We start from the raw sequence: 12138 nt of genomic DNA on the forward strand, positions 1-12138 counted from the left end.
GAGTCAGATGAAGATTATCATTCTTGGCGCCGGACAGGTGGGCGGTACCCTCGCAGAAAATCTGGTTGGCGAAAAAAACGAAATCACCGTCATTGACTCGGATCATACTCGCTTACGTTCTTTGCAGGATCGGCTGGACTTGCAGGTAGTGGTAGGTGTTGGCTCTCACCCTGACATTCTTAAGAAAGCCGGTGCCGAAGACGCGGATATGCTGATCGCGGTAACCAATAGCGATGAAAGCAATATGCTGGCCTGTCAGGTGGCTTACAGTCTGTTTAAAACCCCTACCAAGATTGCCAGGGTACGTTCTGAGCAATACATTATCTACCAGGAGCAATTGTATAAACAGCAGGATATTCCTGTTGACCATATTATTGCGCCTGAACAGCTGGTGACCAAAGCTATTAAAAGGCTCATTGACTATCCTGGCGCATTGCAGGTGGTGGAGTTTGCAGAAGGGAAAGCCAGCCTGGTGGCCGTAAAAGCCTATTATGGCGGTCTTTTGGTAGGCCACGCCCTGTCAGCGCTAAAAGAACATATGCCTAACGTGGAAACCCGGGTTGCGGCCATTTATCGGCGCGGACGTCCTATCCGTCCGCTGGGTACAACGGTCATTGAAGCAGATGATGAAGTTTTCTTTATCGCTGCTACCAAACACATCCGCGCGGTGATGAGCGAACTGCAAAAGCTGGAATCAAGCTATAAGCGTATCATGATTGCCGGTGGCGGATTAATTGGCGCAGGCCTGGCTAAGCGGTTAGAGCACAATCATAATGTTAAGTTAATAGAATTTGACCGGGAGCGCGCGCAGTATCTGTCTGCCCACCTTGATAAGACGATCGTGTTTTGTGGCGATGCTTCTGACCCTGAGTTACTCACCGAAGAAAGCATAGAAGATGTTGATGCATTTATCGCCGTGACCAACGACGATGAAGCCAATATTATGTCGGCGATGCTGGCTAAACGTATGGGCGCCCAAAAAGCAATGGTGCTAATTCAGCGCGGCGCGTACGTTGATCTTGTTCAGGGCGGCGAAATCGATATTGCGTTTTCACCTCAACAGGCCACCATCTCAGCCCTGCTCACACATATCCGCAGGGGCGACATAGTTAATGTGTACTCACTTCGCCGCGGGGCTGCGGAGGCTATAGAAGCTATCGCACATGGTGATGAGAATACATCGCGGGTAGTCGGCCGTGAAATTGGTGATATCAAGCTTCCGCCGGGCACTACAATCGGTGCTGTAGTTCGTGACGACCAGGTCATCATCGCGCACAGCGATACCGTCATTGAGGCGAATGACCATGTCATTCTGTTCCTGGTCGATAAAAAATATATCAACGATGTTGAAAAGATCTTCCAACCAAGCGCATTCTTTTTTGGCTAGACAACAGTACCTTAACTTCGCCAGAAGGTAGGAGAAAACAGCACCAGCAGTGAAAATACTTCTAACCGGCCGAATAACATAGCCGAAACCAGAATCCATTTACCTGGATCGGATACCTCAGAGTAGGTTCCTGCCACGCTGCCCAAACCCGGACCGAGGTTATTCAGCGTCGCCGCTGTCGCGGTAAAGGCCGAGATATTATCCAGCCCGCTGGCGATCATACCTAACATAATAACCACGAAAACAATGGCGTAGGCTGAGAAAAACCCCCAAACAGCTTCCACCACACGATCGGGCATGGCACGCTCCCCCAGCTTGACTGAATAAACGGCTTTAGGATGAATCAGCCTGTCAATTTCCCGCTTGCCTTGTAAATACAAAAGAAACACCCGGATAACTTTAAGTCCCCCGCCCGTCGAACCGGCACACCCGCCGATAAAACTGGCAAAGATAAGCAGGATAGGCAGAAAGGTTGGCCAGGAGGCAAAATCCGTAGTGGCAAAGCCCGCTGTAGTGCCTATGGACACTGCCTGAATCAAGGCTTGATCCAATGCTTCTTCAGCTGAGGTGTAATAACCGGTAAGCACCAGGGTTAAAAAACACACCAAAATAAGCGTCGCCTGGATACTGAAGAATGCTTTAAACTCTGGATCGCTGAAATAGTGTTTGAAAGAACGTCCGGTAGCAGCGGTATAGTGCAAAGAGAAATTTAGCGCAGCGATAAGCAAAAATACGGCACAAATCACATTTATCGCGGGGCTTTGAAAATAACCCATGCTGGCATCATGAGTAGAAAAACCGCCAATCGCGACCGTTGAAAAAGCATGGCAAATTGCATCAAACCAACTCATCCCGGCTAACCAGTAGGCTACCGTACAGGCCACTGTTAACGATAAATAGATGTACCATAAATGTTTTGCGGTATCGGCAATGCGTGGTGTCATCTTGGAATCTTTTACCGGCCCCGGCATCTCGGCGCGATATAGCTGCATGCCCCCTACCCCCAGAATAGGTAGAATAGCCACCGCCAGAACAATGATCCCCATCCCGCCAAACCATTGCAGTTGCTGACGATAAAACTGGATGGAATGAGGTAAAAACTCAATCCCCTCTATAACGGTGGCACCGGTGGTAGTTAAACCAGAAAAGGATTCGAAAAACGCATCTGTCACGGTCATGCTGGGCTGTTCCAGCAATATAAAGGGAATGGCACCAAAACTTGCTAACACCGCCCAAAACAGTGCGACGATAAGAAAGCCTTCTTTCGCCCGCAGATCTTGTCGATGAATCCTGTTGGGATACCACATCGCCGTACCCGTTAAGACACACAGGATAAATGCCATAATAAAGGGTACACCGCTACCATCCTGGTAAAGCAGGGAAACCAATGCTGGCGGAATCATGGTGACACTGAATAGCGCAACCAGCAGTCCGAGAATACGTACGATCGCACGATAGTGCATGTTTTTTCAAAAGCCTTGTTATTATTAGTAAAAATACACCATTGCAAAACTTACCGCTACGGCGCTTTTTATTATGCGAAGATCCGGGCGAAAGGAAAAGTGTATTTCGCCCGAAAAAGGCTTTATTGCATAGACAATACTGTCTCGACCATTTTATTAAGGCCGGCTTCTGCCTCCAGAATGTCCTCGGCAAGCATATAGGCCGGTGTCGTCACCAGCTTTCTGTCGGAGTCTACCACGATCTCATCAACAGCACACTCGACATGCTGTGCGCCAAGCTCCTCTATCCCTTGCGCACTGGCGACATCATTGCCAATGGTGAGCTTAACTTTATTACCATACACAGATGCAGCCAGAGCCGGAGCGATGCACGCATAACCCGCAGGCTTCCCAGCATTAGCAAAGTCCTGGCAGACCTTAAATACTTCTTCATCTGGCTTGCTAGCAGCGCCATCTACAGCAAATGTACAAAGATTTTTGGCCGCGCCAAACCCACCTGGCAGAATCAAAGCATCAAAATCATCGGCATTGCACTGGGTGACTGGCTTAATATCTCCTCTGGCCAACCGGGCAGACTCAACCAGAACATTTCTGGTTTCGCCCTTGGCAACTTCACCGGTAAGATGATTAAACACATGCAGTTGCTCTTTATCCGGCGCAAAGCATTGATACTGGGCTCCGGCACGCCGAATTGCCAGCAGCGTGATGACAGTTTCATAATGTTCCGAGCCGTCAAATACACCGCTACCACTTAAAATAATTGCCACTTTTTTCATTAGTGCCTCCTACCCGTTACTATTATTGACTTATATCGTTTCAGATTAAAAAACGAACAAAACGGTTAAAAAAAGTTCTGAAATAACGCTTAGACTAGCTGATTCAGTATGCTACATTACTCCACCGTTTCGTCAAAAGACGAAGCTGTGAACAATACTAATCACTGAGTTATCCACATTTATTCGGATTAAATTTCACGCAGGGCCGCGGATCACAAAATCCTCTACAAGCTAAGAAATTTCTGATCTCCGTTTAATGATCATACACCTCCGATAAGGGTTGTATTGATCGCGTCTGTTTGTTAGATCACAAAGTTATCCACAAGCGATCATAAGTTATTTAGCCTCTTTGTGGCGATCCGCCAAAGCCTATGGCATTCTTGCGTCTATTCTCTTCTACATAACGAAGGCATATGGCAACTATTCAAAAACCTCCATTTATACTGGTAGATGGATCGTCTTATCTGTTCAGAGCATTTCACGGCCTACCACCACTAACAAACTCCAAAGGTCAGGATACGGGCGCGATCTATGGTGTGATCAATATGCTACGCAGCCTTATCAAGCAATATAATCCGTCAAATATTGCCGTTGTTTTTGATGCGAAAGGTAAAACATTTCGTGACGAAATCTACAAAGACTACAAAGCAAATCGTCCGCCTATGCCTCAGGAGCTCGGCGCCCAGATCAAGCCATTGCATGACATCATCCGCGCCATGGGTTTACCGATAATTGTCGAAGAAGGTGTAGAAGCCGATGATGTTATCGGTACCCTCGCCCGCATCGCGACAGAAAAACGTATCGATACCGTTATCAGTACCGGCGACAAGGATATGGCGCAGTTGGTTAATCAGCATATTACATTAATCAACACCATGACCAACCAGGTGATGGATATTGAAGGCGTAAAGGAAAAATTCGGCGTCCCTCCTGAGCTGGTGATCGACTTTCTGGCCCTTAAAGGTGACAAAGTCGATAATATTCCCGGCGTACCCGGCGTAGGTGACAAAAGCGCGCAAGCTTTACTCAATGGTATTGGCGGTATCGACGAGATTTATCAAAATCTGGATAAAATTGCTGAGCTGAACTTTCGCGGCAGTAAGTCCATGGCCGCGAAAATGCAGGACTACGAAGAGCAGGCCCGCTTATCTTATGAGCTGGCTACTATAAAATGTGATGTGGAGATGGATTATTGCCCCGAAACGCTGACCCCCACAGAACAAGACAATACTGCACTTGAAACCCTGTTCACCGAATATGAGTTTAAGCGCTGGCTTAATGAAGTTTCATCGCAAGCTGCTGCAGATGAGGCGCAGCAAACCGCTGATACTCCGGCAAAGCAACAGATAGATACCAGCCAGTATGTAACGATATTTGACAAGGACACCTTATCTGCATGGCTGAAAAAATTAAAAGAAGCACCATTATTTGCGTTTGATACTGAAACCACCAGCCTTAAGTATATGGAAGCCGAGCTCGTGGGAATCAGTGTCTGTGCGGTGCCCGGCGAGGCCGCTTATATTCCGGTGGCCCATGATTATCCTGATGCACCGGAACAGCTGTCACGGGACTATGTGCTGGAGCAGTTCAAGCCGTTACTTGAAGATGAAAATATCAAAAAAGTCGGCCAGCATATCAAGTATGACAAAAACATCCTGGCCAATTACGATATTACACTCAATGGCATCGCCTTTGACACCATGCTCGAATCCTATGTATTGAACAGTACCGCCAACCGGCACGATATGGATAGCCTGGCGCTGGCGCATCTGGACCATAAAACGGTTCACTTTGAAGATATTGCCGGTAAGGGTGCCAAACAGCTAACTTTCAATCAGATTGATCTGGAGCAGGCAGCCCCTTATGCAGCAGAAGATGCTGACATCACGCTGCGACTGCACCAGATACTGTGGGAAAAACTGACCCAGCAAGAGCAGCTGAAATCCATTCTGGTAGATATTGAAGTGCCTCTGGCCAGCGTGCTTTCGCGGATGGAACAATTAGGTGTATATATTGATAGTCAGCGACTGGCGCAACACAGCCAGGATCTGGCTAAGCGTATCGACGAGCTTGAAAAAACAGTTCACGAGGAAGCCGGCGAAAGTTTCAACCTGGGCTCCACCAAGCAGTTACAAAAAGTACTCTTTGAAAAGCTGGAACTACCGGTAATAAAGAAAACGCCCAAAGGCGCACCCTCTACCTCTGAAGAGGTTTTACAGGAGCTGGCGTTAGAATATCCCATACCCAAAATGATTATGGAATATCGCGGCTTGTCCAAGCTTAAAAGTACCTATACTGATAAGCTACCCAAAATGATTTGCCAGCGAACCGGCCGCATTCATACGTCTTATCACCAAGCGGTTACGGCCACTGGCCGGCTATCTTCCACAGAACCTAATCTGCAAAATATTCCAATTCGAAATGAAGAGGGTCGTCGTGTCCGCCAGGCTTTTGTGCCTCGGGAAGGCTACAAAATTGTTGCAGCAGATTACTCTCAGATCGAACTGCGCATTATGGCTCACTTATCTCAGGACAAAGGATTGCTGGATGCTTTCTCTGAGGGTAAAGATATCCACCGGGCTACCGCAGCTGAAGTTTTTGGTGAAAAACTGGAGGACGTCACAGCAGATCAACGCCGTAGTGCCAAAGCCATTAATTTCGGTTTAATTTATGGAATGTCAGCCTATGGGCTATCCAAACAATTAAATATCCCCCGACACGAAGCTCAGCAATACATGGATCTTTACTTTGAACGCTATCCTGGTGTTTTGAAATATATGGATGACACCCGGGCCTTAGCCAAAGAAAAAGGTTATGTGGAAACTGTTTTTGGCCGCCGTCTGTATTTACCGGATATCAAAGCTAGCAACGGGGCCCGTCGCAAAGGGGCGGAGCGGGCGGCCATCAACGCGCCCATGCAGGGCACGGCTGCTGATATTATCAAAATGGCTATGATCAAGGTCGATGAATGGATCCAATCAAATAAAAACGACGATATCTATATGATGATGCAGGTGCACGATGAGCTTGTTTTTGAAATAAAAGAAAACAAAGTAGAAGACGCCTCTAAAAAGATAGTAGAGCTCATGGAGAACGCTGCCACCCTGTCTGTGCCGCTGGATGTAGAAGCCGGTGAAGGTAAAAACTGGGACGAAGCTCACTAAATAGTAATAATATTACATATTTAGGTTAAAACGAAAAATAGCACCACCTTTTTGGTAATTAAATTACATAAAATCCTTGCGTTTTAAGGCGTGTATTGTAACCTTATTAATGTAGGGTACAGAGGTGAGAAAGCTGTTTTCAAACCTTTGCTTTAACCCCGGCCAATTTTGCCGGGGTTTTTTTATGCTTAAAAAAAAGTATAAGCCATTGATAATTAATGACTTATAAAATCATTCGGATTTTTTCATATCTTCGGGAACTTATCGGGAAAGCAGCCACTCTTACTTATGGTTTTTATGTGTTTTCTCTCAGTAATTTTTGCCCCATCGTCTGATGGGGCTTTCTTTTATCTGCAGATTGCTTTTCGTCTTCCGCTTAGTCCTGATTTAGTGAGAACCACTTTTCTAACATTCGCTCCAGTTCAGGCAATCCCTGTTTTGACGTAGCAGAGAATGTTTGTACCGTTACATCGCCCATGAAAGCCAGCGCAGCTTCCTCTGCCATTATCAATTTTTCTTTCCGCTTTCCCGACTTGAGTTTATCTGATTTGGTCAATACGGCCAGCACTGGAATACCGGCATCCACAGCCCAGTAAATAAGATCCTGATCTAAATCCTTAAAGGGATGGCGAATATCCATTAACACCACCAGCCCTTTAAGACTTTTGCGTTTTTGAAGATACTCACCCAGCGATTGCTGCCACTTTTTTTTCATGGCCAGTGGCACCTGGGCAAAGCCGTAACCGGGCAAATCAATGAGGCGTCTGCCCTCGTCCAGTTCAAAAACATTGATCATTTGCGTCCGACCGGGGGTTTTACTGGTTCGGGCAAGACTTTTCTGGCGCGTCAATGCATTGAGCGCACTGGACTTACCCGCATTAGACCGACCGGCGAATGCCACCTCCACACCATCATCTCCTTTAAGATGACGGATGTCGGGTGCACTGGTAGAAAAAGTGGCTTTAGTAAAATACGTCATCGTCGTCTCCGCCTGAGCAACTTAAATAATTTGTTAATTTATCACCAGAATTGTACATTTTTGCCCCTTCCCTTTAGTATAAAAGAGGATTTTCTGGCATAGTAAATGTGCTAAATACCGATAATACCACGTATATCCGCAAATCCGCTGGATCCTTTACGGAAGATTACTTATGAAAAAACTGTGTTTGTTAGCGTGTTTAACGTTTAGTTTGACAACAGGAGCACAAACTTCAGGCGGTGACCCTGAAGCAGGAAAACAAAAATCAACAACCTGTGCAGCTTGTCACGGGCCTGACGGTAACAGTGCGATTCCTATGAATCCTAAACTTGCCGGGCAGCATGCTAATTACTTAGTCAAGCAATTGAAAGAATTTAAACTGGCTTCGCAGACAGGTGGCGAGGAAGGCAGAAATAACGCGGTTATGAATGGTATGGCCGCCGCACTGTCTGAGCAGGACATGCAGGATATTTCTGCCTATTATGCAAGCCAGGACTTAAACATCGGGACGACGCCTGAAGAAGTGATTGAACCTGGTGAGGCGCTTTACCGAGGTGGTGACCTTGAGCGGGGTATTACAGCATGTATGGCGTGTCATGGCCCTCGCGGTAATGGTATGCAACTGGCAGGTTTCCCGAACATTAGTGGCCAGCATACTGAATATCTTGCCTCTCAGTTAAAAGCATTTCGCAGTGGGCAGCGCCACAATGACATGAATGGTATGATGCGTGATATTGCGATGAAACTAACAGATGAAGACATCGAAGTGCTGTCGAAATATCTGGCTGGCTTGAATTAAAAAGCCTTTAACAACATACACATGTTAATTTCCTGTTAAGAATGGTATTGTAATCATTTATGGATCGTGTAAGCTGTTCCACACGTTTCGGGCATGCATCGTTTCAGTGCACCAGAAACTTAATAATAACAATAACGAATACACGGATGAACGGAAAAAGCGTCAGGAAGGCCTAGAACAACAATAAAGCTCTGCGAAAAATAAAAAAAAGGGGAGCACTTTAGCATTGGAAGCAACAACAAGCACATGAGGTGCAAACGGGAGAAGTGTCATCTGACACTAAAATATAGAGGTGATGGCCAAAAGCCATCACCTTTTTTCTTTTAAGAAACTACGATGCTATCCAATTGCCCTCTTTGCGCCAATTCTTCCACATACTTTTATCATCAGGATAACCAACGAACGTATTTGCAATGCCCGTATTGTTCTTTGGTGTTTGTACATCCGGTTCACCTGCCTACCAAAGCGACTGAGCACCACGAATACTCGTTACATCAAAATGATACTCACGATCCAGGGTATCGCCGGTTTCTTAATAAAGCGGCAGAACCATTGTTAGCACGCATTATTAAAGACAGCCACGGGCTGGATTTTGGCTGCGGCCCTGCGCCGGTTTTAGCTGAGATGTTAGCTGACCATGGGCATACTATGGCTATTTACGACCCACTTTATTATCCTGATGACTGGGTCCTGAAGGATAGTTATGATTTTATTACCTGCACCGAGGCCATTGAGCATTTTCACACCCCGGGTACAGAACTCGAGCTACTGGATAACTTATTACGACCGGGTGGCTGGCTGTGCATCATGACGAAGCGGGTCATCAACCATCAACGGTTTATCAATTGGCACTATAAAAATGATCAGACTCACGTGAGCTTTTTCAGCGATCATACGTTCAACGTAATAGGACAAATGTTTAATTATACTGTACATCTGGTAGCCCCGGATGTCGTATTAATGTGCAAGCAAAGTTATAATACCCAGTCCTAACCTAAATCAACAGACAGAGGAATTATGCCTCGTAAGAAGAAATCGAGAAAAGTCGGTCAGATAGGCGTCCGCAAAGACCCGGAAAGAAAGCCGCGTCCTAATGTGCCAACCGGAAAAAAACCCGGTAAAGGTAAACAACCAGGACACCGTAATGCCGGCGAAAAAGCGCCAAATAAAAGTGAAAGCAATAAAGCCAAACGTGATCCGCGGGTTGGTAGCAAACGCCCTATCGCATTAATCAAGTCCGAGCCAAAAAAATACGCCACACCCACGCAGGAGCTTGCAGCACTTGAAGCGGACAGCAAACTGGCACTCCTTCTGGATAAACTGGATAACGGCGATACTATTTCAGTCAGTGAACAACAGTATGTTGATGAAAAACTCGATAGGCACCGCGTGTTGTGTGATCTGCTGGGTATCGACCTGGAAGAGGATGATGACAGCGACGATCCGTTTGATAAGCTCGACGCGCTTAATCCCGACGACTATAAACAGTAAGGAGTTGTGTAATGGTATGGGCTATTGTTTCAGCGTTCGGCGTACTCATCATTCTTGCCCTGGGCATTTATGCCGGCAGGTTGCTATTTTCACTTAAACAACAAAATGCCCGCCAGGCAGCGGCCAGAGAAAAACGTACGGTTACTATCACTGACAGTATTATTCTTATTGCCAAGGCAATGGAACAGCAGCAATGTGAGTTATCTGAAGGAGCCATTCGTATATGTAATTTGCTAGAAGCACTGCCGCTGAGCTCGCCGCCAGATTATAAAAGCAAATTTCCCCATATTTATACGTTGTTTGTTGAGGTCAGCGGATTCGCCGTGCTGGAAGAGCGAAAAAAACTGTCGCCTAAAGAGAAAAATAAGCAAGATAAAGCACGCGAGCAAATTGAGTCCGAGCACGAGAGCAAAGTATTGGCAGAATTACCAGATATCCGCCAATATTGTGAAACCCTGACCTAGCGCTACCCAATCGCCTCACGGCAGGCTGCTTCATAACAGTGACAGCCTGTTTCGTGGTCATTTATCATTCCCACCGCCTGCATAAATGCGTAACAGATAGTTTCTCCCACAAAGGTAAATTTATACTGCTTTAACGCCTTAGCCATCGCTTTTGACGCTGGAGAACTTACAGGCACCTGAGACTGGTCATCCCATGCATTAACAATGGTTTTGCCATCAGTAAACTGCCAGATAAATTCATTGAAGGGCTGCTCTTTTTCAATCTCCAAATAACCGCGGGCGTTAGCCACAACAGACGCAATCTTTAGCTTATTGCGAATAATGCCTTTGTTATGTTTTAGCGCTTGTAGCTCATCATCTGACATACGGACAATTTTGTTGGGGTCAAAGTGATGAAACGCTTTTTCATAGTTCTCCTGCTTTTTTAAAATAGTCAGCCAGGATAACCCCGCCTGCTGACCATCCAGGCATAATTTAGCGAACAAACTCTGGCTGTCTGTTTCCGGCCGCCCCCATACAGTATCGTGATAATGTTCATACACGGGATCGTCGGTCACCCATCCACACCGTTTTAAATGACTTTTCATAAACTTCCTATAGCATTCGCACCTTATTTTTGTAAGCTTTTACCGGCCAAAGCCTACATACACTGCCTGACAAATTGTATACTATGCCACCTTTGAACCGTGAATAACAAAGCAGCGACTGTATGCACAATTACGATAGTAAAACCTTTCAGGGGTTAATCCTGGCGCTACAGGAATACTGGGCCCGTCAGGGCTGTGTCATTATCCAGCCTTTAGACATGGAAGTTGGCGCAGGCACCTTTCATCCTATGACCTTTCTTCGCTCACTGGGCCCGGAGCCCATTAATAGCGCCTACGTCCAGCCATGCCGGCGACCTACTGACGGTCGCTATGGAGAAAATCCGAACCGTCTTCAGCATTATTATCAGTTTCAGGTGATGATGAAACCATCTCCGGACAATATTCAGGAGCTTTATCTGGGCTCGCTGCAGGAGCTGGGCTTTGACCCGTTAGTGCATGATATTCGGTTTGTAGAAGATAACTGGGAATCCCCTACACTGGGCGCCTGGGGATTAGGCTGGGAAGTATGGCTTAACGGCATGGAAATCACCCAGTTTACTTACTTCCAGCAAGTTGGGGGCTTAGAGTGTAAACCGGTTACTGGTGAGATCACCTATGGCCTTGAGCGGCTTGCCATGTATATTCAGGGCGTAGACAGTATTTACGATTTAGTCTGGACCGATGGCCCTATGGGCAAAGTCACCTACCGTGATGTCTTCCATCAAAATGAGGTGGAGCAGTCTAAATATAACTTTGAACATGCCAACGTCGACTTCCTGTTCAAAACTTTTGATGAATGTGAAGCCACTTCACAAAAGCTAATTGATAACAATCTTCCGCTGCCAGCCTATGAACAGGTGATGAAAGCCTCTCACGCATTTAACATGCTTGATGCCCGTCACGCGATCTCTGTCACCGAACGTCAGCGGTATATTCTGCGAGTGCGGGCGCTATCAAAAGGCTGTGCAGAAACGTATTACCAGTCCCGTGAAGAGCTGGGCTTCCCTTTATGTCAGAAGGAGCAGTAA

11 protein-coding genes are annotated in these 12138 nt (G+C 46.4%); 7 read left to right on the plus strand and 4 right to left on the minus strand.

The annotated features are described in order from the left end of the window. Nucleotides 1-7 precede the first annotated feature (7 nt). Complete coding sequence (gene trkA / locus F458_RS0104230; RefSeq protein WP_018982135.1) at nucleotides 8-1387, plus strand: Trk system potassium transporter TrkA; 1380 nt, start codon at nucleotides 8-10, stop codon at nucleotides 1385-1387. A gap of 11 nt (nucleotides 1388-1398) precedes the next feature. Here trkA and F458_RS0104235 read toward each other — a convergent pair whose 3' ends face one another. Beyond that, a complete protein-coding gene (locus tag F458_RS0104235; RefSeq protein WP_018982136.1) occupies nucleotides 1399-2850 on the minus strand; it encodes a TrkH family potassium uptake protein in 1452 nt (483 codons plus the stop codon). A 122-nt stretch (nucleotides 2851-2972) separates the two neighbouring features. Then, nucleotides 2973-3626 carry an isoprenoid biosynthesis glyoxalase ElbB gene (gene elbB, locus F458_RS0104240; RefSeq protein WP_018982137.1) on the minus strand — a complete coding sequence of 218 codons (654 nt, stop codon included), beginning with the start codon at nucleotides 3624-3626 and terminating at the stop codon, nucleotides 2973-2975. Nucleotides 3627-4039: 413 nt separating this feature from the next. On the opposite strand from elbB, the gene polA reads away from it, so the two are divergent. Next, nucleotides 4040-6790, plus strand: a complete 2751-nt coding sequence (polA, locus tag F458_RS0104245) for a DNA polymerase I (protein ID WP_018982138.1) — start codon at nucleotides 4040-4042, stop codon at nucleotides 6788-6790. Nucleotides 6791-7166: 376 nt separating this feature from the next. Here the strand turns inward: polA and yihA are convergent, their stop codons facing one another. Next, nucleotides 7167-7769 (minus strand): ribosome biogenesis GTP-binding protein YihA/YsxC, encoded by a 603-nt coding sequence (gene yihA / locus F458_RS0104250; protein WP_018982139.1) that lies wholly within the window; start codon nucleotides 7767-7769, stop codon nucleotides 7167-7169. A 172-nt stretch (nucleotides 7770-7941) separates the two neighbouring features. Between yihA and F458_RS0104255 the strand changes: the two genes are divergently transcribed. The 4 genes from F458_RS0104255 to F458_RS0104270 all read left to right on the plus strand — a co-directional run bounded on the left by F458_RS0104255 (nucleotide 7942) and on the right by F458_RS0104270 (nucleotide 10523). Beyond that, nucleotides 7942-8568 (plus strand): c-type cytochrome, encoded by a 627-nt coding sequence (locus F458_RS0104255; protein ID WP_018982140.1) that lies wholly within the window; start codon nucleotides 7942-7944, stop codon nucleotides 8566-8568. Between the two features lie 432 nt (nucleotides 8569-9000). Then, nucleotides 9001-9561 carry a class I SAM-dependent methyltransferase gene (locus F458_RS0104260; RefSeq protein ID WP_018982141.1) on the plus strand — a complete coding sequence of 187 codons (561 nt, stop codon included), beginning with the start codon at nucleotides 9001-9003 and terminating at the stop codon, nucleotides 9559-9561. 24 nt (nucleotides 9562-9585) lie between these two features. After that, nucleotides 9586-10059 (plus strand): Der GTPase-activating protein YihI, encoded by a 474-nt coding sequence (yihI, locus tag F458_RS0104265; protein ID WP_018982142.1) that lies wholly within the window; start codon nucleotides 9586-9588, stop codon nucleotides 10057-10059. 11 nt (nucleotides 10060-10070) lie between these two features. After that, nucleotides 10071-10523 (plus strand): DUF2489 domain-containing protein, encoded by a 453-nt coding sequence (locus F458_RS0104270; RefSeq protein ID WP_018982143.1) that lies wholly within the window; start codon nucleotides 10071-10073, stop codon nucleotides 10521-10523. Between the two features lie 2 nt (nucleotides 10524-10525). On the opposite strand, the gene F458_RS0104275 is transcribed toward F458_RS0104270, so the two are convergent. After that, nucleotides 10526-11110: a DNA-3-methyladenine glycosylase I gene (locus tag F458_RS0104275; protein WP_018982144.1), complete on the minus strand. Its 585-nt coding sequence runs from the start codon at nucleotides 11108-11110 to the stop codon at nucleotides 10526-10528. Between the two features lie 122 nt (nucleotides 11111-11232). On the opposite strand from F458_RS0104275, the gene glyQ reads away from it, so the two are divergent. Beyond that, nucleotides 11233-12138, plus strand: coding sequence for a glycine--tRNA ligase subunit alpha (gene glyQ, locus F458_RS0104280; RefSeq protein ID WP_018982145.1), 906 nt, complete (start codon nucleotides 11233-11235; stop codon nucleotides 12136-12138).

Source organism: Salinimonas chungwhensis DSM 16280, assembly GCF_000378185.1.
Taxonomy (GTDB): Bacteria; Pseudomonadota; Gammaproteobacteria; order Enterobacterales; family Alteromonadaceae; genus Alteromonas; species Alteromonas chungwhensis.

Bases quoted from the DNA above. Each gene is read 5' to 3' on its own strand.
- yihI (WP_018982142.1), top strand. From the start codon at position 9,586: ATGCCTCGTAAGAAGAAATCGAGAAAAGTCGGTCAGATAGGCGTCCGC.
- F458_RS0104235 (WP_018982136.1), bottom strand. From the start codon at position 2,850: ATGCACTATCGTGCGATCGTACGTATTCTCGGACTGCTGGTTGCGCTA.
- elbB (WP_018982137.1), bottom strand. From the start codon at position 3,626: ATGAAAAAAGTGGCAATTATTTTAAGTGGTAGCGGTGTATTTGACGGC.
- yihA (WP_018982139.1), bottom strand. From the start codon at position 7,769: ATGACGTATTTTACTAAAGCCACTTTTTCTACCAGTGCACCCGACATC.
- polA (WP_018982138.1), top strand. From the start codon at position 4,040: ATGGCAACTATTCAAAAACCTCCATTTATACTGGTAGATGGATCGTCT.
- trkA (WP_018982135.1), top strand. From the start codon at position 8: ATGAAGATTATCATTCTTGGCGCCGGACAGGTGGGCGGTACCCTCGCA.
- glyQ (WP_018982145.1), top strand. From the start codon at position 11,233: ATGCACAATTACGATAGTAAAACCTTTCAGGGGTTAATCCTGGCGCTA.
- F458_RS0104275 (WP_018982144.1), bottom strand. From the start codon at position 11,110: ATGAAAAGTCATTTAAAACGGTGTGGATGGGTGACCGACGATCCCGTG.
- F458_RS0104270 (WP_018982143.1), top strand. From the start codon at position 10,071: ATGGTATGGGCTATTGTTTCAGCGTTCGGCGTACTCATCATTCTTGCC.
- F458_RS0104255 (WP_018982140.1), top strand. From the start codon at position 7,942: ATGAAAAAACTGTGTTTGTTAGCGTGTTTAACGTTTAGTTTGACAACA.